This window comes from Streptosporangium sp. NPDC004379 (assembly GCF_042873875.1).
In the GTDB taxonomy this organism is placed as follows: domain Bacteria; phylum Actinomycetota; class Actinomycetes; order Streptosporangiales; family Streptosporangiaceae; genus Streptosporangium.
The window spans coordinates 77,216-100,897 of the sequence record NZ_JBIAMC010000001.1 but is presented as its reverse complement, the minus strand read 5'-3'; the positions used below and the strand labels follow the sequence as shown (position 1 = coordinate 100,897).

Genomic DNA, 23,682 nt, shown 5'->3' with positions numbered 1-23,682 from the left:
GCCCCGGGCGTCTCCCGCGTCCCACTAGGCTGGTGCGTCATGCGCAAGTGGATCGCCGCAGCCGTCGCCGTGCCGGTCGTCGCCGCGGGGGCGGCGGCCTTCCTGTGGCTGCGCGGCGGTGACCTCCCGCGGCCGGCGACGCTGCGCAGCGAGACGACCAGCGCCATCTACGCGCCGATCGCCACCCGCGCCGCCGACCCCGACCCGCTGACCGCGGGCGAGGTCTTCCCCGCCGGGTCGGTGGCCGCGGGCGGGACCACCCTCGCCCGCCAGGGCTCCGAGACGCTCACCGACTGCGCCGCGGCGGTGTGGGGCGCCGCCGAGGAGGCGGTCGCCGGGTGCGGCCAGGTGCTGCGCGCCCGCTACGCCACCGCCGACGGACGGGTCTTCGGGCAGTTCGTCATCTTCAACCTGGCCGACGCGTCCGCCGCCGACCGGCTGGTGCGGGCGTTCGCGGGTCCCCGGGACGGCGGCGGCGGTTTCGTGCGCCTCGCCCCCGGCGCCCCGCCCGGCTTCGGCGCCGCGCGGAGCTGGGCGCAGGTGCGGGCCCTGGGCCACTACGTCACCGTGAGCTGGGTCGGCCCGGTGGGCGCCGCGGTCGGGGTGGACCTGACCTATCCGCAGGTGGCGCTGGACGGCCTCAGCCTGGCCGTCCAGCGTCGCCTGACGCGCTGACGGCCCCCGCGTCCGGGGGCCCCGCCTCGGCCCCGAGCCCCCCGCCGGACCCCGTGCCGGACGCGGCCCCGGACCCCGCGGCGTGCCCGGTTCCGGGTGCCGGGTGCGCCGCGGATCCGTCCGTCGCCACCACCGACGCCCGTACCGCGGCCGGCAGCTCCGCGAGGCGGCCGGCGGGCAGCTCCAGCACGGTCACCTCGCCCGCCCACGGCGCGGCGGCCTCCACCAGGGCCCTGGCCTGCCTCTTGGTCAGGTCGTCCCGGACCCGGATGAGGCCCTCGCGCCAGGTGTTGGCCAGCTTGCCATGGGCGTTGTCCAGGATGTGCCGCAGGACGCGACCCTCGTCCGTCTCCGGGGGCGCGAGCCGTACGGCGCGCACGACGGGGCCCTCGGCGGTCAGCTCGTACAGGGACGTCAGCGGCGCGCCGGGCAGGCCGGCGGGCGGCCCGGCGAGCGTGACCCGCACCTCGCGGGCGCGGGTGGCCAGCAGCAGCCGGGGGAGCGCCGCCTCCATCCCGGCGGGCACGGCGATCGCCACGCGACGCGGATCGCCCGCGTGCGGCTTGGCCAGCCAGGTGGACAGCCGCGTGCGCTGGACGCGGGGGAGGAGATCCTTCGGCCACTCGCCGACCAGCACCTCGGGCGACTCCCCGGGGTCCGGCGCGGCGGCCCGCGCGGCCGGACCGGCCGCCCCCGCCGACTCGACCGACTGGGGACCGTGGGTGTAGATCGCGGCGCTGAGGCCGTCGACGCGGGCCGCCACGGCGGGCCAGGTCTTGGTGGTGGGCCGCAGGACGTACAGGTCGGCGGCCGAGCCGATGGCCTCGGCGCCGAAGTAGCGGTTGAAGTCCGGGTAGATCGCCTCACTGACGAGGTTGAGCTGGGACAGGGCGTGCTGGACCTTCAGGGCGAGGGCCGGGGTGCGCTCGCTCGCGCCGTACGCGAGCAGGACGCGGCCCTGCTCGCGGTCGCGCAGCCCCTGCACGGCGCGCGCGGTGAACAGGCCGATCCCCTCGGGGGTGTACGGCGGGTCGGTGATCGCCAGGTCGGCCCAGGCGTGCGCCGAGGCGGGCAGGCCCAGACGCAGGTCGGCCCAGCGGGTCCGGACGGCCAGGCCGAGCCGTTCGGCGTGGCCGGCGATGTGGTCCAGGATGCGCTCGTCGACGTCCACGACGGTGATCTCGACGCCGGGATGCAGCAGCGCGGTGGCCAGCGAGGTCAGGTCGTGGTCGCCCACGCACAGCAGCCGTGCCCCGTCCAGCCAGAACCGGGCGTCCATCAGCAGCGCCCGCCGGACCACGGTGTCGGCGGTCGCGGCGACGTGGTCGAGCGCCTGGCGGCCGCGCGGAGCCCGCGCGATCAGCTCCTCCATCGTCGCGACCAGGCCGGCGTGGCGGGGCAGCAGGTGGGCCACCGGGTCGGCCGGCGCGTTCTCCCTCGTGATCCCGGCGATCCCGGCCGGCGGGCGCGTCAGCCGGAACCGGTCGCCGGAGCGCTCCAGTTCGACCTCGCGCAGCAGCGCCTCGACGGTCCGCCGGGACGTCGCCGTCTCGCGGACCAGGTCGGCCAGCGTCCACCAGCGGCCGCCGGACAGCGCCGCGAGGACCGCCCGGGGCCGCCTGCCGTCCACACCGGCCCGCGCTATGAGGTCTTCGATCCCTTCCATGGCTCAACCCTAGGGCCGTGCGGCGCGGCGTCCCGCGCCGCCGCACGGGCGGGGAAACGGACGACCGGCGTCGTTTCGGGTGCCGGGCCGTAACCCGCGCGCCACCCGTCCGTCACCGCCCACCGGTGCGCAGAGTCACCAGAAAGGGGGGTAAATCGTAAAACATCTGTCAAATGGTCACTATGTGGACAGGATGGTCGTGTTTTGGACGGGGTACTGTAATGTCGAAACACTACGCAGCAGGGCCAACGTCGTCCCTTGCTTGATCCAGAGCAGTGAGACGACGGGAGGGATTCAATGCCTGCTGCCCACTTCGGCTTCCCCGAGCCCCAGGGCCTGTATCACCCCGAGCACGAGCACGACGCCTGCGGGGTCGCCATGGTCGCCGACGTGGCCGGGCGCCGCAGCCACGACATCGTCGTCAAGGCCCTGACCGCCCTGTGCAACCTCGACCACCGCGGGGCCCAGGGGAGTGAGCCGGACACCGGCGACGGAGCCGGGATCCTCACCCAGATCCCTGACGCGTTCCTGCGCGCCGTGACCGGTTTCCCGCTCCCCGAGGCGGGCTCCTACGCCGCCGGCACCGCCTTCCTGCCCGCCGGTTCCGAGGCCCGCGACGCCGCCGTGCGGCTGATCGAGGAGATCGCCGCGGAGGAGGGACTGACCGTCCTCGGCTGGCGCGACGTGCCGACCGACCCGTCGCTGCCCGGCCCCAGCGCCCGCGCGGTGATGCCGTGCTTCCGGCAGCTCTTCGTCGCCTCCCCGAACGGGGAGCGGGGCCTGGAGCTGGACCGGCTCGCCTTCTGCCTGCGCAAGCGGGCCGAGCACGAGGCGAACGTCTACTTCCCCTCGCTGAGCTCCCGGACGATCGTCTACAAGGGCATGCTCACCCCCGGCCAGGTCGAGCTGTTCTTCCCCGACCTGACCGACGAGCGCTACGAGACCGCGATCTCGCTGGTCCACTCGCGCTTCTCGACCAACACCTTCCCCTCGTGGCCGCTGGCCCACCCCTACCGCTACGTCGCCCACAACGGCGAGATCAACACGGTCCGGGGCAACCGCAACTGGATGCGGGCCCGCGAGGCCATGCTGGAGACCTCCGCGCTCCCCGGCGACCTGTCGCGGCTCTTCCCGATCTGCGACCCCGCCGGCTCCGACACCGCCTCCTTCGACGAGACGCTGGAGCTGCTCCACCTCGCCGGGCGCCCGCTGCCGCACGCGGTGCTGATGATGATCCCCGAGGCGTGGGAGAACCACACCGAGATGGACCCCGCGCGGCGGGCCTTCTACGAGTTCCACTCCACCCTCATGGAGGCGTGGGACGGCCCCGCCTCGATCACCTTCTCCGACGGCACGCTGGTCGGCGCGGTCCTCGACCGCAACGGGCTGCGCCCCGGCCGGTTCTGGGTCACCACCGACGGCCTCGTCGTACTCGCCTCCGAGGCCGGCGTGCTCGACATCCCGCCGCAGGACGTCGTCCGCAAGGGCCGTCTGCAGCCCGGCCGGATGTTCCTCGTCGACACCGCCCGCGGCAAGATCATCGAGGACGGCGAGATCAAGGCCGAGCTGGCCGCCGAGCTGCCCTACGCCGAGTGGCTGCACGCCGGGCTGGTCCGCTTCGAGGAGCTGCCCGCCCGCTCCCGCGAGATCCCCAGCCACGGCGCGCTGGTCAGGCGCCAGCAGACCTTCGGCTACACCGAGGAGGAGCTGCGGATCATCCTGGCCCCGATGGCCAGGGCCGGCATCGAGCCGATCGGCTCGATGGGCACCGACACCCCGGTCGCGGTGCTCAGCGAGAGGCCCCGGCTGCTGTTCGACTACTTCAGCCAGCTGTTCGCGCAGGTCACCAACCCGCCGCTGGACGCCATCCGCGAGGAGCTCGTCACCTCCCTGTCCAGCACCCTCGGCCCCGAGGGCAACCTGCTGGAGCCGGGACCGGCCTCCTGCCGCCAGCTCGTCCTGCCGTACCCGGTGATCGACAACGACGAGCTCGCGAAGATCATCCACATCAACGACGAGGGCGCGCTGCCCGGCTTCCACCCGCACGTCGTCTCCGGCCTGTACGAGGTCGCCGGCGGGGGAGAGGCGCTGCTGCGCCGCCTGGACGAGATCCGCGCCGAGGTCTCCGCGGCGATCGAGGGCGGCGCCCGCGTCATCGTGCTGTCCGACCGCGGCTCCACCGAGACCCTCGCGCCGATCCCGTCGCTGCTGCTCACCGGCGCGGTCCACCACCACCTCATCGCCGAGAAGACCCGCACCCGGGTCGGGCTGGTCATCGAGACCGGCGAGGCCCGCGAGGCCCACCACATGGCGCTGCTCATCGGCTACGGCGCCGGCGCGGTCAACCCGTACCTCGCCATCGAGACCGTCGAGGACATGGTCGCCACCGGCGCACTCGCCGGCGACCCCGCCAAGGCCGTGCGCAACCTCATCAAGGCGTACGGCAAGGGCGTCCTGAAGGTCATGTCCAAGATGGGCGTGTCCACCGTCGCCTCCTACACCGGCGCGCAGATCTTCGAGGCCCTCGGCCTCGGCGCCGAGGTCATCGACACCTGCTTCGCCGGGACCACCTCCCGCCTGGGCGGCGTCGGCTTCGACGTCCTCGCCGAGGAGGTCGCGCGCCGCCACCGCCGCGCCCACCCGCGCGTGGACAACGCCCACCGCCGCCTGGAGGTCGGCGGTGAGTACCAGTGGCGCCGCGAGGGCGAGCCGCACCTGTTCAACCCCGAGACCGTCTTCAAGCTGCAGCACGCCACCCGCTCGCGCCGCTACGAGATCTTCAAGGAGTACACCTCCCTGGTGGACTCCCAGGCCGAGAGGCTCATGACGCTGCGCGGCCTGTTCCGGCTCCGCGAGGGCGTCCGCGAGCCGATCCCGATCGACGAGGTCGAGCCGGCCTCCGAGATCGTCAAGAGGTTCTCCACCGGCGCCATGTCCTACGGCTCCATCTCGATGGAGGCCCACGAGACCCTCGCCATCGCGATGAACCGCCTGGGCGGCAAGTCCAACACCGGAGAGGGCGGCGAGGACCCCGAGCGGCTGCGCGACCCCGAGCGCCGCTCGGCGATCAAGCAGGTCGCCTCCGGCCGGTTCGGCGTGACGTCGGAGTACCTCGTCAACGCCGACGACATCCAGATCAAGATGGCCCAGGGCGCCAAGCCCGGCGAGGGCGGCCAGCTCCCCGGCCACAAGGTCTACCCGTGGATCGCCAAGACCCGGCACTCCACCCCCGGCGTCGGCCTCATCTCGCCGCCGCCGCACCACGACATCTACTCCATCGAGGACCTCGCCCAGCTCATCCACGACCTGAAGAACGCCAACCCCGCGGCGCGCGTGCACGTCAAGCTCGTCGCCGAGGTCGGCGTCGGCACGGTCGCGGCGGGCGTGTCCAAGGCCCACGCCGACGTCGTGCTGATCTCCGGCCACGACGGCGGCACCGGCGCCTCCCCGCTGACCTCGCTCAAGCACGCCGGCGCCCCCTGGGAGCTCGGCCTGGCCGAGACCCAGCAGACGCTGCTGCTCAACGGCCTGCGCGACCGCATCGTCGTCCAGGTCGACGGCCAGCTCAAGACCGGCCGCGACGTGGTCATCGCCGCGCTGCTCGGCGCCGAGGAGTACGGCTTCGCCACCGCCCCGCTGGTCGTCTCCGGCTGCGTGATGATGCGCGTCTGCCACCTCGACACCTGCCCGGTCGGCGTCGCCACCCAGAACCCCGAGCTGCGCAAGCGCTTCTCGGGCCGGCCCGAGTTCGTGGTCAACTTCTTCGAGTTCATCGCCGAGGAGATCCGCGAGTACCTCGCCGCCCTGGGCTTCCGCAGCCTGGAGGAGGCCATCGGCCACGCCGAGCTGCTGGACACCGCCTCGGCGGAGAACCACTGGAAGGCCGCGGGCCTGGACCTGTCGCCGATCCTGCACCTGCCGGAGCTGCCCGCCGGAACCGCGGTGCGCCGCGTCCGAGAGCAGGACCACGGGCTCGCCGCGGCCCTGGACAACACCCTGATCCAGCTCGCCGAGGGCGCCCTGAACGACGGCCGCCCCGTCACGCTGGAACTGCCCATCCGCAACGTCAACCGTACGGTCGGCACCATGCTCGGCCACGAGGTGACGAAGCGGTACGGCGGCGCCGGCCTGCCCGACGACACCATCGACATCCGCTTCACCGGCTCGGCGGGCAACTCCTTCGGGGCCTTCCTGCCCCGCGGCGTCACGCTGCGCCTCACCGGCGACACCAACGACTACGCCGGCAAGGGCCTGTCCGGCGGCCGCGTCACGCTGCGGCCGCACGAGGAGGCCCCGCTGGAGGGCCACATCATCGCCGGCAACGTCGCCCTGTACGGCGCGACCTCCGGCGAGATGTTCGTCCGCGGCGTGGCCGGCGAACGGTTCTGCGTCCGCAACTCCGGCGCCACCGCGGTCGTCGAGGGCGTCGGCGACCACGGCTGCGAGTACATGACCGGCGGCCGGGTCGTCGTCCTCGGGCCCACCGGCCGCAACTTCGCGGCCGGCATGTCCGGCGGCGTCGCCTACCTGCTCGACCTCGACGCCGCCCGCGTCAACCGGGAGATGGTGGAGATCGAGACCCTCGGCGACGCCGACGCCGAGGAGCTGCGCGGGCTCCTGGAGCGGCACCTGGCCGAGACCGGCTCCACGGTCGCCAGGGCCCTGCTCGCCGACTGGGATCCCGGCCGGTTCAGCAAGATCATGCCGACGGACTACAAGCGGGTCCTGACGGCCGCCGAGAACGCGCGGCTCGAAGGACGGGACATCGACGAGGCCGTCATGGCGGCCGCCGTACAGGGATAGGGGGCGTAACCGATGGCCGACCCGAAGGGTTTCCTCACGCACGGGCGCGAGCTGCCGGCCCGCCGCCCGGTGGACGTGCGCATCCGCGACTGGAAGGAGGTCTACCAGGACTTCCCGCGGCCCGCGCTGACCAGGCAGGCCTCACGCTGCATGGACTGCGGCATCCCGTTCTGCCACAACGGCTGCCCGCTGGGCAACCTCATCCCCGAGTGGAACGACCTGGTCTACCGCGACGACTGGCGGGAGGCCGCCGAACGGCTGCACGCGACCAACAACTTCCCCGAGTTCACCGGCCGCCTGTGCCCCGCCCCGTGCGAGGCCGCGTGCGTGCTCGGCATCAACTCCGACCCCGTCGCCATCAAGCGGGTCGAGGTCGAGATCATCGACCGCGCCTTCGCCGAGGGCTGGGTCGCCCCCGCGCCGCCGGCCGTCCGGACCGGTAAGAAGGTCGCGGTCGTCGGCTCCGGCCCCGCCGGCCTGGCCGCCGCCCAGCAGCTCACCCGGGCAGGGCACGACGTCGTGGTCTTCGAGCGCGCCGACCGGATCGGCGGCCTGCTGCGCTACGGCATCCCCGAGTTCAAGATGGAGAAGCGCCACATCGAACGCCGCCTGGAGCAGATGCGGGCCGAGGGCACCGAGTTCCGCACCGGCGTGAACGTCGGCGTCGACGTCACCGCGGCGCAGCTGCGCGAGGAGTTCGACGCCGTCGTCCTGGCCGGCGGCGCCACCCAGTGGCGCGACCTGCCGGTCGCCGGCCGCGACCTGGGCGGCGTCCACCAGGCGATGGAGTATCTCCCCGGGGCCAACCGGGTCCAGGAGGGCGACCACCCGGCCCCGGCGATCGACGCCGCCGGCAAGCACGTCGTCGTGATCGGCGGCGGCGACACCGGCGCCGACTGCATCGGCACCGCGATCCGCCAGGGCGCCGCGTCGGTCACCCAGCTGGAGATCATGCCCAGGCCCCCGGCGGAGCGCCCCGGCAGCCAGCCGTGGCCGACCTTCCCCATCCTGTTCAAGATGGAGAGCGCCCACGAGGAACTCGCCGAGGGCGGCGGCGACCGCGTCTACGCCGCCTCCACCACCGAGTTCGTCGGCGACGCGGACGGCAACATCAGGGCGCTGCGCCTGGTCGACGTCGAGGGCCCGGCGAACGGCTTCGCGCCGATCCCCGGCACCGAGCGGGAGATCCCGGCCCAGCTCGTCACGCTGGCCATGGGCTTCCTCGGCCCGGAGAAGGGGTCCCTGCTGTCCGACCTGGCCGAGGACGGCGGCGAGGGCTTCTTCGACGCCCGCGGCAACGTCGCCCGCGACGCCTCCTACATGTCCGGGGTGGACGGCGTGTTCGTCGCCGGTGACATGGGCCGCGGCCAGTCGCTGATCGTGTGGGCGATCGCGGAGGGCCGCTCGGCCGCCTCCGCCGTCGACCGCTACCTCGTCGGCGACACGGCGCTGCCCAGGGCGATCCCGCCGACCGCCCGCCCGCTGGTCTGACGTCCCGCGCGGCGCCGGGGACCCCGGCGCCGCGCGGAGCCGTGCCCGGCCCGGGTCGCCCTCGGCCCGGGCCGCGCTCAGCGTCGCCGGGGTCGGTCCGAGCCGTGTCGGGCCCGAGCCGGGTCCAGCGCGAGCCGTGTCCGGCCCGGGTCGCGCTCAGCGTCGCCGGGCGAGCGTCACGCCGTCGCGCATCGGCAGCATCACCGACTCGACGCGGTCGTCGGCCACCACGATGTCGTTCATCCGGCGCATCACGACGTCCGCCTCCTCCTGGAAGGAGTCGTCCAGCACCCGGCCGGAGCGCAGCACGTTGTCCAGCACGATCAGGCCACCCGGACGCAGCCGGGTCACCAGCTCCTCGTAGTAGGAGGGGTAGCTCACCTTGTCGGCGTCGATGAACGCGAAATCGATCTCCGGGTCGGCCGGCAGCGCCCTGAGCGTCTCCAGAGCCGGGGCGATCCGCAGGTCGATCCGGTCCGCCACGCCCGCCCGCTCCCAGTAGCGCCGGGCCACCGAGGTCCACTCCTCGCTGACGTCGCAGGCCAGCAGCCGCCCGTCCGCGGGCAGCCCGCGGGCGATGCAGATCGACGAGTACCCGGTGAACACCCCGACCTCCACGGCCCGCCGCGCTCCGGTCAGCCGGACCAGCATGGTCAGGAACGCGCCCTCGTCCTGCGTGATCTGCATGCTCGTGACGTCGGAGAACGCCTTCCGCGTCTCGTCCGCCAGATCCCGCAGCACGTCGTCGGCCGGGCTGGAGTGGGCCAGCACGTAGTCGTTGACGGCGGGGTTCACGATGTCCATGTCGCCTCCTGGGTCAGGTTCTTCCGGGACCCTACCTCCGCGCCTCCGGACGGACCCGCCCGGATCCGGGCCCTCCGGCCCGCCGTGCCGTAGGGCGCCGCCCCGCGTCCCGGCGCCCCGCCGTACCGGGTCCGTACCAGGTCGTGCCGGAGAGACCCGCCGTACCGGAGAGAGCCGTCGCCATACCGAAAAGAGCCACCGGAACGACGCCCGCGTTGCCTGAGTGGTCGAATACCGGGAAGGATGGCCCCTTGGTCCGGACAGCCGTGGAGGGGATCGGATGAGTCGCTGGAGCAGACACCTGGTGGTCATGACGGCGGTGGCCGCTCTGACGGGCACCCTCACGGTGGGGGCACAGGCCGGCGGCGCGTCGGCCGGGACCGGCCCGCTCCGCGACTACCTCGTCTTCTACCCCGGCGGCGGGCACGACCGGGCGGTCGCCGCGATCGGCGCGGCCGGCGGCACCGCGACCGCCACCGAGCCCAGGCTCGGCTACGTCGTCGCCCGGGGCCCCGGCGACCGCTTCGTCGAGCGCCTGGCCGCCGGCGGCGCCGTCACGGGCGTCTCCTCCGACCGCGCCATCGGCTTCGCGTCGTCCGCCCCGGCCCTCCCGGCCGGCCACTCCGCCCCCGCGGCCGCCGGCCCCCGCGCCCCCCGGCTCCCGGGCGCCGGTCACGCCGCGGCCCCGCCGCCCTCCCTCGCCGCCCCGGCCGCCCCCCGCGCGGGCCGGGCCGCCTCCCGTACGGGGCAGGCCGCCTCACGCGCCGGCCGGGCCGCCCCGGCCGCCGAGCCGCTGGCCTCCCGGCAGTGGGACATGAAGATGATCGGCGCCACCGCCACCGGCTCGTACGCCACCGCCCCGGGCGACAGGAAGGTGCTCGTCGGCGTCATCGACACCGGCATCGACGGCAAGCACCCCGACATCGCCCCCAACTTCGACCGCGCGCTCAGCCGCAACTTCGTCACCGACCGGCCCAAGGACTCCAAGGGCGAGACCCTCGACGGCCCCTGCGAGTTCAGCGGCTGCAAGGACCCCGTCGACTGGGACGACGACGGCCACGGCACCCACGTCGCCAGCACGATCGCCTCGCCCGTCAACGGCCTCGGCGTCGCCGGCGTCGCCCCGGGGGTCACCGTCGTCAACCTGCGCGCCGGCCAGGACTCCGGCCTGTTCTTCCTCAAGCCCAGCCTCGACGCCCTCACCTACGCCGCCGACGCCGGGATCGACGTGGTCAACATGAGCTACTACATCGACCCCTGGCTGTTCAACTGCCGGGCCAACCCCGCCGACTCCAGGGCCGAGCAGCTCGAACAGCGCGGCGTCATCACCGGCATGCAGCGCGCCCTCGACTACGCCCGCAAGCGCGGCGTCACCCTCATCAGCGCCCTCGGCAACGAGTCCACCGACCTCGGCAGGCCCAGGACCGACACCGAGAGCCCCGACTATCCGGCCGAGGCCGAGCGGACCCGCCGGATCGACAACTCCTGCCTGAACGTCCCGGCCGAGTCCAAGGGCGTCATCTCCGTCGCGGCACTCGGCCCCAGCAAGCGCAAGGCCTACTACTCCGACTACGGCGTCGAGCAGACCGACCTCTCCGCGCCCGGCGGCGACGAGCTCGACGGCCGCGGCATCGACCAGACCAGGACCATTCTGGCCGCCGCCCCCGAGCACGCCCTCCGCGCCCAGGGCCTGATCTCCCGCGACGGCAAGCCCGCCTCGTCCTCCGTCGTCCGCGACTGCCACGGCGGCACCTGCGCCTACTACCAGTACCTCGCCGGCACCTCCATGGCCGCTCCGCACGCCACGGGCGTCGCCGCCATCCTGATCAGCCGCTTCGGCAAGCCGGGGAAGGGCGGCCTCACCATGCCGCCCGCCGACGTCCAGCGCCTGCTGTACGCCACCGCCTCCAAGCGGCCCTGCCCCTCGCCGCGCCGCTTCGTCTACCGGACCGGGGGCTCCGGCGACGCCCAGACGTGCGAGGGCGGCAAGGACCGCAACGGCTTCTACGGCAGGGGAATCGTCGACGCCGCCAGGGCCGCCACCGTCAGGCCCTGACGCCGTCCGCACGGCGCGCCCCGCGTACGGCCGGGCGGCGGTACGGCCGTCCGTACGGCGGGGCGCGGAGTTTCCGCCGCCGCGGCGTCGCGGGGATCCCTCGGCGGCGCGACGGCGGCTCACCCACGGGTGACCCCTGGATGACCCGCGGGTGACCTGCGGGGACGGGGAGGCCGGTTCGCCATCGCCGCCCCCGGCCGGTAGCGTTGAGGTCACCGAGTTTTTCATGCCTGCTCCGGGCAATGTAACGACCAAGTGGTCTGTACCAATTAGGCTGGGAACCGTGACTCGTCGCGCGAAAATCGTCTGCACCCTCGGCCCCGCCACATCCTCACCCGAACGCCTGCGCGAGCTCATCGCCGCCGGCATGGACGTGGCCCGTTTCAACCTCAGCCACGGCAGCCACGAGCTGCACAAAGAGGTCTACGACAGGGTGAGGGAGGCCGCCGCCGAGCTCGGCCGCGGCGTAGGCGTGCTGGCCGACCTTCAGGGCCCCAAGATCCGGGTCGGCAAGTTCGAGGAGGGCCCGATCCGCCTCGGCTTCGGAGACGTCTTCACCATCACCACCGAAGAGGTCCCCGGCGATCGGGACCAGGTCTCCACCACCTACCTCGGCCTGCCCAACGACGTCCGTCCCGGCGACAGCATCCTCGTCGACGACGGCCGGGTCCACCTCGAGGTCACCCGCGTCGACGGCCCCCGCGTCACCACCCGCGTGGTCACCGGCGGCATGATCTCCGACAACAAGGGCCTCAACCTCCCCGGCGTCAACGTCAGCGCCCCCGCGCTCACCGACAAGGACGAGACCGACCTGCGCTGGGCGCTGCGCACCGGCTTCGACATGATCGCGCTGTCCTTCGTCCGGCGTCCCTCCGACGCCGACGTGGTGCGCAACATCATGGAGCAGGAGGCCGTCCGCCTGCCGCTGCTCGCCAAGATCGAGAAGCCGCAGGCCGTCCAGCGGCTCCCCGAGATCGTCGAGGCGTTCGACGGCATCATGGTCGCCCGCGGCGACCTCGGCGTCGAGCTGCCCCTCGAAGAGGTGCCGATCGTCCAGCAGCGCGCCATCGAGCTGTGCCGCGAGAAGGCCCGCCCGGTCATCGTCGCCACCCAGATGCTCGACTCCATGATCAGCTCTCCGCGGCCCACCCGCGCCGAGGCGTCCGACGTCGCCTACGCCGTCATGGACGGCACCGACGCGGTCATGCTCTCCGGTGAGACCTCGGTCGGCCAGTTCCCGGTCCAGGCCGTCGAGACCATGAGCCGCATCGCCTGCGCGGCCGAGAAGCGCGCCCTCAAGGCCACCCACAGCCTCGAACGCCTTCCCGAGACCACCGGTGGCGCCATCGCCCGCGCCGCCGCCGAGGTCGGCGCCATCGTCGGCGCCAAGGCCCTGGTCGCCTTCACCATGTCCGGCGAGACCGCCCGCCGCCTGGCCCGCTACCGCTCGCCGATCCCGCTGCTGGCCTTCACCTCCTCCCCGCACGTCCGCAACCAGCTCGCGCTGACCTGGGGCGTCGAGACGTTCGAGGTGCCGTTCGTCCACCACACCGACGACATGGTCCGCCAGGTCGAGGCCGCCCTGCTGGCCCACGCCCGGCTGGAGAAGGGCGACAAGGTCGTCATCGTCGCCGGATCGCCTCCCGGATCGCCCGGCTCCACCAACGCCCTGCGCGTCCACACCATCGGATCCGCGGTCTCGAACCTCCCCTGACCGGCCCGAAGACCCGCCGTGCGAAGAATCCTCCGCGCGGCGGGTGTAGGCCCCCTTCTCCCGGGTAGTCAGCCCCCTCCGAAGGAGGGGATCATGGCACGAGACGTCATCAGCATGATCATCGCGGATCACCGCGACATCAGAACGGTCCTCGGCCGGCTCCGCCGGGAACCGGCGGCCCGCCCCGCCCTGCTCGTCGAGCTCGCCGCCAGGCTCGTCGCCCACGACCGGGGCGAGGAGGAGATCGTCTACCCCGAGATCACCCGGGTGGATCCCCGGGAGGCCGAACACGCCCTCCACGCCACCGCCGAGCACCAGCGTGCCGAGCAGATGCTTCTCTCCCTGCTGGACATCGCCCCCGGCGCCGCGGAGTTCGAGTCGCGGCTCGACGACCTCGCCGGCGTGGTCACGCGTCACTTCGCCGCCGAGGAGGAGGGGATCCTCCCCGCCCTGGCCGCGGCGCTTCCCCGGAACCGCCTGGAGGAGCTCGGCCACGCCTTCGCCAGGCTCACCGCCGAGGAGATCCGCATCGGTCTCTCCGCGGGGAACCGCTGATCCGGGAACCGGACATGGCCCCGGATGACGTCGGTCCGGTGTCCCGGTCGCGTCCCCGGATGACAAATGCCGAAAAATACGGTCTTGTAGTGTCCTGAATCCTTCAAGAAGATCGGCACAGAGCGCCCGCGCGGCGGTGCGCCCGACGCCGAACGAAGGGTTGCGGATGATCCAGGGCAGTCTGCCGGTGGGCCCGGGAGACCAGCATGACGGCGGCGCGAGGAGCGTCGCGGACGTCCGGGGACGCCCGGGACGTCCCGTTCCGATCGCCGATCGGGTCACCGAGATGATCGAGAGCCGGCTCGGCAGGCCGCTCGACCCCGACGAGAACTTCTTCGAGGCCGGGCTCAACTCGATGGCCCTGGTCGAGTTGCACGCGGACATCACCGGCACGTTCGACATCGACATTCCGGTCACCGCGATGTTCACCCGGCCCAACGCGAAGGCGCTCGGCCGCCTCGTCGAAAGCGCCCGCGCCGACGCCCCGGCTCCGGGCAGCCCGGCTTCGGGCACCCCGGCCGGTGGCGTCCCCGCGTCCGGCTCCCCGGCTCCCGGCTCTTCCGCTCCTGGTTCTCCGACGTCCGGCTCCCCGGCGGGCGGGGCTCCGGTGGGCGGGGCTCCGGCGCAGGCCGGGGATGACTCCTCACGGCCCCGCCCGTCCGGCGGCGGCCGAAGGGACGTCCGGGCCCGCATCCGCCGGGGGCCGGGAGCGTCCCGGTGACGGGAAGCCGATCGGTCGCGGTGATCGGCACGGGGCCGTGCGGTCCGCTCTCCGCGGCGTCCGCCGAGGCCGCGCTGGGCGACGCCGGGCACGACCCGTCACAGCCCCCCGGCGTCCTCGCCCTGCACGAGAGCATGGAGGACGCGTGCCGGGCCCTGCTGTCCGGCGTGTGCGACATCGCGGTCACCCGGGCGGGCGCCGTCCTGGCCGGGCAGGGGCCGGCGGACCGCGCGGTCGCGCTGCGGAGGCTGGGGGAGGCGCTTCTCGACGGCGACCCCGTGCACGCCGTACTCGACACGGACCCCGCGACCGGCCGGCCGACCGCGGGGGAGGGCCTTCCGCCGGTTCACCCTCCGTCCGGCGCCGGACCCCGCGTGGTCGTCTGGTCCGGGCGCACCGTGGAAGAGGCCGACGCCGTACGGCGAAGCCTGGCCGGCTTCTTCGCGTCGCTCCCCGGGGAGCGGTTCGCCGACGCCGTCGCCACGCTCCAGCGGGGCCGCACGCCGCATCCGTTCCGGGGAGCGGTCGTCTGCTCGACCGCGGCCGAGGCCGCGCACGCCCTCGCCACCGCCGCCACGGCCTCCGATCCCGCCCGGGACGGCGCCGGAGTGCGGTTCGTCTTCCCGCCGGGGGGGACCGGACGGCTGGGCGCGGCCCTGTACGGGGCGGAACGGCTGTTCACCGAGTCCATGGACGTCTGCCTGGAGGAGTTCGAACGGCACGGGATCGACCTCTGCGACGAATGGCTCGCCGGGAAGCGGGACGACGCCCCCGTCACCTTCGCGGTGACCTGCTCACTGGCGGCCACCCTGACCGGCTGGGGCGTCACGCCCGCCGCCTGCTCGGGAGACGGCGCCGGGGAGGGCGCGGGGGAGATCGCGGCGGCCGCCGTCGCCGGGACACGGGGATTCGGCGAGGCGGTCGCCCTGGTGGCCTGTGGGGGTACCGTCGCCCCCGAACCCGCGAGGGCGGCCGGAACGCCGGAGACCGGCGAGGCGGGCGGCGGTGGGGCCGCCGTCGCCGGCTCCGTGAGGACGGCCGGAACGTCCGGGACCGGCGGGACCGGTGCGCCCCGGTCCGCCGGGGCGGGGGAGACGTTCACCCTGGTCCTCGGCCCGGCCGCGTCCTCACCGGGCGGGCCGGCGATCGACTGCGGAGACGACCGGCACGGCCTGATGACGGCGCTCGCCCGGCTGTGGACGCTCGGCTGCCGGGTCGACTGGGAGGCGCTCGACCCCGACCATCCCCTTCAGCGGATGTCCGTCCCAGGCGGGTTCGACCCCGCCCCGGCGGAGCCGGCCGCCGGAGAACCGCTCAGGCGGACCGGCCCGCCCGAAGGTCCGGCGGGACGGGCGGGCGGACCCGGAGAACCGGTGAGGAAGCCGGGCGGGCTCGCGGGGCTGCCCGAGCCCGCCGAGCCGCCGCGCCCGCCGGGGCCCGTGCCGTACTCGTTCTGGGTGCTGGAGCAACTGGCGGGCGGGAGCGGCGTCTCCAACCTGGCGGTGGCGTTCCGGACCCGCGAGCCGCTGCGCCGCTTCCCGCTGCAGAACGCCGTCAACCGTCTCCTCCGGCGGCACCCGGCCCTGCGCCTGCGGTTCCCCGAGGTGGACGGGGCCCCGGTCCGGCACCTCACCGCGCCGCAGGACGCGCGGATCACGCTGGCGAGCGCGGCGACGACGGAGGAGACGATGGTCGCCGACCTGCAGGCGTTCCTGGACGAGCCCTTCGACCTCGCCGGGGACCTGCTGTTCCGGGCGGGCCACTTCACGCTGCCGGAGGGCGGCGGAAGCGTGGTCTGCCTGGTCGCCCACCACATCGTGGTCGACGCGACGTCGATGCAGTTCCTCGTCGAGGAGCTGGGCGCCTTCTACGACGCCCAGACGGGCCAGGCGCCGCTGCCCGCCAGGCTCGCCGGCCCCGCCCCGATGCTGGAGCCGGGCCGGGCGTCGCGGGAGTCGATCGGCTACTGGCTCGACCGGCTGGAGGGCGCGGACCCGGCCGCCATGCCGCTGCCCGGCAGCCGCCCCTCTCCCGAGCGGCCCACGTTCGCCGGGCACACCTGCTCCTGGGAGGTGGACGCGGCGACCCGGCGGGCACTGGACACACTGCGGACCCGGCTGCGCACCACCGACAACATGGTGCTGACGAGCGCCTTCCTGCTCGCCCTGCGCTGCCACGGGGCCGGCCCCGACATGGTGGTCGGCGTGCCGGTCAGCACCAGGACCGCCGCGACCCGCGACCACGTCGGCTACGGCGTCAGCACGATGCCCCTGCGGGTGCGCACCGACCCGCAGGAGGGTTTCGCGGCCCTGGTCAGGAGGGTGGAGGACGCCTTCTTCGAGGGGGTGGAGCACGCGGACGCCTCCGTCGAGACCGTTCTCGTCGAGCGCGGGCACGGCACCGGCGACTGGCGGGTGCCGCTCTTCCGGCACATGTTCAACTACCGGCCGTGGACCGACGAGCGGGTGAGCATCCAGGGCTCCGTGCCCGAGTACGTCGAGGACCTCTTCGACCGCAGCCGCCTGGACCTGCAGTGCATCGCCGTACACGAGCCGGACCGGCTCACCGTCCGGGTGTGGCACAGCACGGAGGTCCACGACGAGACCGAGATCACCGCCTTCGTCGCGCGGATGACCTCGCTGCTGCGGCAGGCCGCCGAGGACCCCGAGCTGCCGCAGCGCGCCCTGGAGGCGTTCTCCCCCGTGGACAGGGCGCTGCTGGACCGCCTCAACGACACCGGCCGCCGGTGGAGCGGCCCGCCCACGCTGCCGGAGCGGATCGCCGCCCACCGGGGGGACGCCGTCGCCGTCGTCGACGGCGACCGGGAGGTCCGCTACGGGGAGCTGCTGGACGCGGCCGGAGCCGTCAGGGACGCGCTCCTCTCACGCGGGATCGGGCCCGGTGACATCGTGGCGCTCGGCCTCGGACGCTCGGTGGAGCTGGTGGCGGCCGTGCTCGGCGTGTGGGCGGCCGGGGCCGCCTACCTGCCCCTGGATCCGGGCCATCCGGAGCTGCGCCTGGCCTACCAGGTCCGGGACGCGGGGGCCCGCCTGGTCGTCGCCCCCGCCGCGGTCCCCTGGGCGGGGGAGGTCCCCGTCCTGGCCGTCCCGTGCGGCCCCGTGTCCGGTCCGGAGGCCGTGTCCGGTCCGATGCCCCCGCCCGGCTCCGAACCCGGTCCCGGCTCGGCGCCGGGTTCCGGGACAGGCCCCGGCGCCGAAGCCGCCGATCGCGTGTCCGCGCCGGACGCCGCGCCCGTGTCCGCGCCGACGGCCGGGGACGCGCTCGCGTACGTGATCTACACCTCCGGGTCCACCGGGCGTCCCAAGGGCGTGGCCGTGACCCACGGCAACCTGGCCAACCTCGTCCTGGACTTCGCCGGACGGCTGGGACCGGACGCCGCGGCCCGGGTGCTGTGGTCCACCACCCCTTCCTTCGACATCTCGGCCCTGGAACTGCTGCTGCCGCTGGTCGGCGGCGGCACCCTGGTCATCGCCTCCGACGCCGACCGGCTCCGGCCGCGCGGGCTCCTGGACCTCGTCGCGGCGCGGGACGTGCGCGTCGTGCAGGCCACGCCGACGGCGTGGCGGCTCGCCGTACCGGAGGCGGGCGGCGAGCTGGCCGGGCGGACCGTGCTGTGCGGCGGGGAGCCCCTGCCGGCGGCGCTCGCCAGGGACCTGCTGGCGCTGGGCTGCCGCCTGTTCAACGTCTACGGACCCACCGAGACGACCATCTGGTCCACCGCGGCGGAGATCGCCGGGGCTCCGCGCGATCCGGTGCCGATCGGCGCGCCGCTCGCCAACACCCGGATCTTCGTCCGGGACGCCGACGGGCGCGAGGCCCCTCCCGGGGTCCCCGGGGAGCTGTGCGTGGCGGGCGACGGGGTCGCCGCGGGATACGTCGACCGGCCCGAGCTGACCGCGGAGCGGTTCGGCGCGCATCCCCGGCACGGCCGCTTCTACCGCACCGGCGACCTGGCCAGGCTCCGGCACGACGGAACCCTCGACCTGCTCGGCCGCGACGACCGGCAGGTCAAGCTGCGCGGGCACCGGATCGAGCTGGGTGAGGTCGAGGCGGTCCTGCACGACCACGAGACGGTCGGGGCCGCCGCCGTGGTCGTCCGCGGGGACACGATGACGGCGTTCGTGCGGCCCGCGCGCGAGCCGGCCGACCGGGCGGCCTGGCGCGAGGAGCTGTGGCGCCACGCCAGGACCCGCCTGCCGGACTACGCGGTCCCCTCGGGGTTCGTGCTCGTCGACCGTTTCCCGGAGACCGGCAACGGCAAGATCGACTACCGGAGCCTCACCGTGCCCGAGGAGGAGCACCCGGCGGCGCCCGCCGCCGCTGCGGGCTCGCCGCTGGTGGAGGGGGTCCTGCGGCTCTGGAGGGAGGCGCTCGGGCGGCCCGGACTCGGTGAGCACGACAACTTCTTCCTCAGCGGGGGGCACTCGGTGCTCGCCGTACGGCTGATCGCCCCGCTGGAGGAGCTCGTGGGGCACCCGATCGGGGTGCGCGCGATCTTCGACCATCCCACCCCGGCCGGGCTGGCCGCGTTCGCCGGGACGCTCACCGGGCGGGCCGGGACACATACCGAACAGGCCGGGACGCCCACCGGGCGGAGCGAGCCGCCCCCCGGAGGGACCGGGACATCCGCCTGGCAGGCCGGGACGCCCGTCCGGGGGACCGGGGAAGAGGAAGGAGCGGGCCGTTGACCGCGCCATGGTTCGTACCGGCCGGGGATCGGCCCGAGGGCCGCGTCCGGCTGTACGCCTTCCCCAACGCCGGGGGAGGCCCGGCGTCGCTCACCGGGCTCGCCGCCGCCTTCCCGCCCGAGGTCGAGGTGTGGGCGGTGAACCTGCCGGGCAGGCAGGCCAGGCTGGCCGAGCCGCCCCGCGACGACCTCGGCGGTCTCGTCGATGATCTGGCCCGCGACCTGCTGGCGACCGCGCGCCCGCCGTACGCGCTGTTCGGCTACTGCAGCGGCGCGCTGCTGGCGTACCTGGTCTGCCGCCGCCTGACCGAGCTGTCCGCGTCCGCCGGACCGCCGCCGGATCCCGGACGGGCGGCCCCCGGACGGGCGGCCCCCGGATCCCCACCGGACCCCGGACCGTCGGACCCCGGACCGTCGGACCCCGGACCGCCGGACCCCGGACCGCCGGGCTCCGGCTCGCAGGCGGCGCTCGTCCCGGGACAGGCCGCGGAGCGCCCGCCCCTGCCCGAACGGCTGCTGGTGGGCTCCTTCGCGGCGCCGGACGTCGCGCTCCTGCTGCGCAGGCTGCCGTCCCTGCCGTCGTGGCTGTTCTGGGAGCAGCTGATCGAACTCGGCGGGGTCCCGGCCGAGGTCGCCGAACGCGAGGTGCTCAGGCCCATCCTCGAACCCGCGCTCCGCGCCGACTTCGGCATGCTCGCCGGCTACCGGCACGTCCCCGCGCCGCCGCTGCCCGTCCCCGTGACCGTCCTGTACGGCGCGCGCGACCGCTCGGTCTCCCGGGGCGGGCTGCTCGGCTGGCGCAGGCAGAGCGTCCACCGGCCGTCGCTGCGCGAGCTCGACGCCTCCCACTGGCTGGCCGAGGAGGCCCCCGACCGGCTGGCCGCCGTCATCACCGAGGAGATCGGATGCGTCTGGGATACAGCATGAGCTACTGGGGCGGGGCCGGACTCGGTCCCGCCGACCACCTCGCCCTCGTCCGCGAGGCCGAGCGGCTGGGATACGACTCGGTGTGGGCCGCCGAGACCTACGGCACCGACCCGGCGAGCCTGATGGCCTGGATCGCGGGCCGTACCGAGCGGATCGGTCTGGGCACCGGTGTGTTGCAGATGTCGGGACGCAAACCGGTGGTCGCGGCGATGACGGCCGCCACGATCGACCAGGTGTCCGGCGGCCGGGCCCGGCTGGGCGTGGGCGTCTCCGGCCCCCAGGTCGTGGAGGGCTGGCACGGCGAGCCCTTCGACCGGCCGGTGGAGCGGGCACGCGACTACCTGTCGGTGCTGCGGCTCGCCCTGTCCGGGCGGCCGGTGAGCCACTCGGGGCCGACGATGACGCTGCCGCTGCCCGGCGGCCAGGGCAAGGAGCTCTCGCTCGCGGTGTCGCCCGTGCAGGAGCGGCTGCCCGTCTACCTCGCCGCCATGGGCCCCAAGGTGACGGCCCTCGCCGGTGAGCTGGCCGACGGCTGGCTGGCCATCCACTTCCCTCCCGGCCACCTCGCCGAGCGCATGGCCGAGCTGCGCCGGGGCGCCGAGCGGGCGGGCCGGAGCCTGGACGGCTTCGACGTGGTCCCGATGGTCCTGGCCATGGTCGACGAGGACGAGGAGCTGGCCTACGACATGATGCGTCCCATGCTCGCCCTCTACCTGGGGGGCATGGGCTCGCGCCGCACCAACTTCTACAGCCGCCTGGCCCGCACCCTGGGGTTCGGCAAGGAGGCCGAGGCGGTGCAGGAGGCGTTCCTGTCCGGGCGGCAGGGCGAGGCGATGTCGTCGCTGCCCGACGCGCTGGTCGACGCGATGACGATGTGCGGGCCGCCCGGCAAGCTGCGCGAGCGGGTGGCCGCCTACCGCGAGGCGGGGGCGACCGGCCTGGTCGTCGGCCTGGTCACCCCCACCCTGCGGCTCCGCCTGGAGCAGCTGGAGCTGGTGGCGGGGCTGACCGGCTGACGGCCCGCCTCGTGGCGGGTTCGCCGCACGGGAATCCGGCGGGACCTCTCCCCGCGAAGAAGGGAAGGAGTGGAGAAGAGGCCGCGATCCCCGGAGGACCGTCATGAGCGAACCCGCCCGCCCGTCCGACACCGGCCCGGCCCCCGACACCGGCCCGGCCCCCGACACCGGCCCGGCCCCCGACACCGGCCCGGCCCCCGACACCGTCTCCGGAACCGGCGCTGCTTTCGGGACCGGCTACGCCTCCGAGACCGGTACCGCCTCCGAGATCGGTATCGCCTCCGGGACCGGTCTCGGCGACGCCCCGGACGCCGAGGCCGACTGCGTGGTGGCCGGCGGCGGTCCCGGCGGGATGATGCTGGCCTACCTGCTGGCGCGGGGCGGCGCGCGGGTCACCCTGCTGGAGTCCCACGGCGACTTCAACCGCCGCTTCCGGGGCGACACCCTGGCGCCCGGGGTGCTCGACTACCTCCACACGCTGGGGCTGGCGGAGGAGATGCTGGCGGAGCTGCCGCACGCCACCGCCGACACCTTCCGCTGGCACGTCGGCGACCGCGTCTACACCCTCGTCGACTACCGGCGTGCCAGCGACCGCCACCCCTACTACGCGCTCATCCCCCAGGCGAGGTTCCTGCCGTACCTCGCCGGCCGGGCCGCCGCCTATCCGGGGTTCCGGCTGCTCATGCGAGCCCGCGTCTCCGAACTGCTGCGTGACGAGGCGGGCCGGGTCACCGGAGTACGGCACACCGGGCCCGGCGGCCCCCGCGAGGTGCGGGCCCGCCTGGTCGTCGCCGCGGACGGCCGCAACTCCAAGCTCCGGACGCTCGGCGGATTCACCGCCCGCGAACTGGGCGCGAGCCTCGACATCCTCTGGTTCGCCGTGCCGCGGCTTCCTGGCGACCCGGCTCTGTCGGGTCTCCAGCTGTTCAGTGTTCCGGGCGCGACGCTGGCCGTGCTCGATCAGGACACCCAGTGGCAGCTCGGCTACAACATCCCGGCGGGAAGCTTCGGCGCGATGCGGGAACGGGGCACCGCACCGATCGTCGAGGCCTTCACCGGGCGGCTTCCCTGGCTGCGTGAACGGCTCGCCGCGCTGACCGACGTCAACCAGCTGTCCCTGCTCCCGGTCCGCATCACCGACGTCGACAGCTGGTACCGGCCGGGGATCCTGCTCATCGGCGACGCCGCGCACGTGATCTCCCCGGTCGGCGGCAACGGCATCAACTTCGCGATCGCCGACGCCGCGGAGGCCGCCAACCGTCTCCTGCCCGTCCTTCTCGACCCCTCCTCGTCCCCCGAAGCGCTGGACGCCGCCTGCCGCCGGGTCGAGGAGGTGCGCCGGCCGCCGGTCGACCGGGAGCAGCGCATGCAGGTCAGGATCGAACGCGGCGCCCGGGCACGCCTGGAGTCGCGATCGGCGGGCCTGCCGCTGTTCTTCCGCCTGATCGACAGGTTCCCTTCCCTGGCCGTCCGCAGCGGGCGCCGGAGCGTCGCCGCCATCGGCATGCCGTCCCCCGGCCCGGAGATCCTCAGGGAGCCGGTCTCAGGGAAGACCCCGTGACGTCCATCCGCCCGGGGACCCTCCGAGGCCACCACGGTCACAAGCCACCGCGCCGCGCCGGAACGCCTCACCGGCGAGTCCACCTCCCACGCCGATCCGGCCGACGCCTCGCCTCCGCAGGACGTCGGGAAGATCTGGCCGAATGGGGGATGGCGCATCGGGCGGACGGCCGATGGCGGTGGACCGGCGCCGGGCCAGGATCATGGCATGAGACGGATCATGGCGGTGGCGGTGGCGGTTCTGGCCGCCGCGAGTGTGGGGGGTTGCGGTGTGAAACTGGACGCGAAGGAGGTGCATTCCGCTCAGGGCTTCGCGTTCTCCGGTGACGTGCTCACCATCGAGTCCTCGCTCGGCGGGCTGAGGGTCCTGCCGGGAACCGCGGGGAGTGTGCAGGTGGAGCGGTGGGTCCGGGGCAAGGCGGCCGAGGAGGGGAACGCGTCGTGGTCGCTCAGGGACGGCACGCTGCGCCTCAGTGGGAACTGCGTCAACGTTTTCGGTGACTGCGGTGCCCGGTACCACGTCAAGGTGCCGCCGGGGGTCAGGCTCGTGGTCGACGGCGGGGACGACGGAGTGATCCTCAACCGGCTGGCTCAGGACGTGGACGTGTCCACCTCGGGTCCCATCAGGGTTTACGAGACGGAAGGCCGGCTGCGGCTCCGGGGGAACGATGAGGTGATAACAGGGGAGCGGCTCAGGTCGGCGGACGTCAGGGCACGCACCACGGCCGGGAACATCACCCTGTCGTTCGCCGCCCCGCCGTCCAAGGTGGACGTGTCGTCCGTCGACGGCCGGGTGACGGCGACCGTGCCCGACGGCGCCTACGGCGTGACCGCCAAGAGCACACACGGCAGCGAACGGTCCCAGATCAAGGACACCCGGAGCGACAGGACCATCATCGCCAGGAGCACGTCCGGGGACGTCCGGGTGAACGCCGGCTAGGCGTGTCTCCCCGGAACCGGGGATCCGGGCGCGGGCGGATCCCCGG

At 74.3% G+C, this 23,682-nt stretch carries 14 protein-coding genes; 12 read left to right on the top strand and 2 right to left on the bottom strand.

Annotation, left to right across the window (positions count from 1 at the left end; all coding sequences use genetic code 11):
• Positions 1-39: 39 nt before the first annotated feature.
• Positions 40-675, top strand: coding sequence for a hypothetical protein (locus tag ACFYSC_RS00325; protein WP_389954555.1), 636 nt, complete (start codon positions 40-42; stop codon positions 673-675).
• Here ACFYSC_RS00325 and ACFYSC_RS00320 read toward each other — a convergent pair.
• On the bottom strand, positions 641-2,341 hold the full coding sequence (locus ACFYSC_RS00320) for a bis-aminopropyl spermidine synthase family protein (protein ID WP_389954553.1): 1,701 nt from the start codon (positions 2,339-2,341) through the stop codon (positions 641-643). The genes ACFYSC_RS00325 and ACFYSC_RS00320 overlap by 35 nt on opposite strands.
• A 297-nt stretch (positions 2,342-2,638) precedes the next feature.
• Between ACFYSC_RS00320 and gltB the strand changes: the two genes are divergently transcribed.
• Positions 2,639-7,144 carry a glutamate synthase large subunit gene (gltB, locus tag ACFYSC_RS00315; protein WP_389954551.1) on the top strand — a complete coding sequence of 1,502 codons (4,506 nt, stop codon included), beginning with the start codon at positions 2,639-2,641 and terminating at the stop codon, positions 7,142-7,144.
• A 12-nt stretch (positions 7,145-7,156) separates the two neighbouring features.
• Complete coding sequence (locus ACFYSC_RS00310; RefSeq protein ID WP_389954548.1) at positions 7,157-8,635, top strand: glutamate synthase subunit beta; 1,479 nt, start codon at positions 7,157-7,159, stop codon at positions 8,633-8,635.
• A gap of 156 nt (positions 8,636-8,791) precedes the next feature.
• Here the strand turns inward: ACFYSC_RS00310 and ACFYSC_RS00305 are convergent, their stop codons facing one another.
• Positions 8,792-9,439 carry an O-methyltransferase gene (locus ACFYSC_RS00305; RefSeq protein ID WP_389954546.1) on the bottom strand — a complete coding sequence of 216 codons (648 nt, stop codon included), beginning with the start codon at positions 9,437-9,439 and terminating at the stop codon, positions 8,792-8,794.
• Between the two features lie 280 nt (positions 9,440-9,719).
• Here ACFYSC_RS00305 and ACFYSC_RS00300 point away from each other — a divergent pair, with 280 nt between their 5' ends.
• From ACFYSC_RS00300 to ACFYSC_RS00260, 9 genes are all read left to right on the top strand, one after another.
• Positions 9,720-11,495: a S8 family serine peptidase gene (locus ACFYSC_RS00300; protein ID WP_389954543.1), complete on the top strand. Its 1,776-nt coding sequence runs from the start codon at positions 9,720-9,722 to the stop codon at positions 11,493-11,495.
• A 283-nt stretch (positions 11,496-11,778) separates the two neighbouring features.
• The gene (gene pyk, locus ACFYSC_RS00295; protein ID WP_362943494.1) at positions 11,779-13,209 is read left to right on the top strand and encodes a pyruvate kinase; all 1,431 of its coding nucleotides are present in this window, start codon (positions 11,779-11,781) and stop codon (positions 13,207-13,209) included.
• A gap of 93 nt (positions 13,210-13,302) precedes the next feature.
• Positions 13,303-13,764, top strand: a complete 462-nt coding sequence (locus tag ACFYSC_RS00290; protein ID WP_389954540.1) for a hemerythrin domain-containing protein — start codon at positions 13,303-13,305, stop codon at positions 13,762-13,764.
• 166 nt (positions 13,765-13,930) lie between these two features.
• A complete protein-coding gene (locus ACFYSC_RS00285; RefSeq protein WP_389954537.1) occupies positions 13,931-14,485 on the top strand; it encodes a phosphopantetheine-binding protein in 555 nt (184 codons plus the stop codon).
• A complete protein-coding gene (locus ACFYSC_RS00280; protein ID WP_389954534.1) occupies positions 14,482-19,194 on the top strand; it encodes an amino acid adenylation domain-containing protein in 4,713 nt (1,570 codons plus the stop codon). Before ACFYSC_RS00285 ends, ACFYSC_RS00280 begins: the two co-directional genes overlap by 4 nt.
• A complete protein-coding gene (locus ACFYSC_RS00275; RefSeq protein WP_389954532.1) occupies positions 19,191-20,120 on the top strand; it encodes a thioesterase II family protein in 930 nt (309 codons plus the stop codon). Before ACFYSC_RS00280 ends, ACFYSC_RS00275 begins: the two co-directional genes overlap by 4 nt.
• Positions 20,099-21,136 (top strand): LLM class F420-dependent oxidoreductase, encoded by a 1,038-nt coding sequence (locus ACFYSC_RS00270; RefSeq protein ID WP_389954529.1) that lies wholly within the window; start codon positions 20,099-20,101, stop codon positions 21,134-21,136. The genes ACFYSC_RS00275 and ACFYSC_RS00270 overlap by 22 nt, the downstream gene beginning before the upstream one ends.
• Positions 21,137-21,239: 103 nt before the next feature.
• The gene (locus ACFYSC_RS00265) at positions 21,240-22,697 is read left to right on the top strand and encodes an FAD-dependent oxidoreductase (RefSeq protein WP_389954527.1); all 1,458 of its coding nucleotides are present in this window, start codon (positions 21,240-21,242) and stop codon (positions 22,695-22,697) included.
• Between the two features lie 207 nt (positions 22,698-22,904).
• Entirely contained in the window at positions 22,905-23,636 is a 732-nt protein-coding gene (locus tag ACFYSC_RS00260; RefSeq protein ID WP_389954525.1) for a DUF4097 family beta strand repeat-containing protein, read from the top strand.
• The last annotated feature ends 46 nt before the right edge of the window (positions 23,637-23,682 follow it).

Bases quoted from the DNA above. Each gene is read 5' to 3' on its own strand.
- ACFYSC_RS00325 (WP_389954555.1), top strand. From the start codon at position 40: ATGCGCAAGTGGATCGCCGCAGCCGTCGCCGTGCCGGTCGTCGCCGCG.
- ACFYSC_RS00320 (WP_389954553.1), bottom strand. From the start codon at position 2,341: ATGGAAGGGATCGAAGACCTCATAGCGCGGGCCGGTGTGGACGGCAGG.
- gltB (WP_389954551.1), top strand. From the start codon at position 2,639: ATGCCTGCTGCCCACTTCGGCTTCCCCGAGCCCCAGGGCCTGTATCAC.
- ACFYSC_RS00310 (WP_389954548.1), top strand. From the start codon at position 7,157: ATGGCCGACCCGAAGGGTTTCCTCACGCACGGGCGCGAGCTGCCGGCC.
- ACFYSC_RS00305 (WP_389954546.1), bottom strand. From the start codon at position 9,439: ATGGACATCGTGAACCCCGCCGTCAACGACTACGTGCTGGCCCACTCC.
- ACFYSC_RS00300 (WP_389954543.1), top strand. From the start codon at position 9,720: ATGAGTCGCTGGAGCAGACACCTGGTGGTCATGACGGCGGTGGCCGCT.
- ACFYSC_RS00290 (WP_389954540.1), top strand. From the start codon at position 13,303: ATGGCACGAGACGTCATCAGCATGATCATCGCGGATCACCGCGACATC.
- ACFYSC_RS00285 (WP_389954537.1), top strand. From the start codon at position 13,931: ATGATCCAGGGCAGTCTGCCGGTGGGCCCGGGAGACCAGCATGACGGC.
- ACFYSC_RS00270 (WP_389954529.1), top strand. From the start codon at position 20,099: ATGCGTCTGGGATACAGCATGAGCTACTGGGGCGGGGCCGGACTCGGT.
- ACFYSC_RS00265 (WP_389954527.1), top strand. From the start codon at position 21,240: ATGAGCGAACCCGCCCGCCCGTCCGACACCGGCCCGGCCCCCGACACC.
- ACFYSC_RS00260 (WP_389954525.1), top strand. From the start codon at position 22,905: ATGAGACGGATCATGGCGGTGGCGGTGGCGGTTCTGGCCGCCGCGAGT.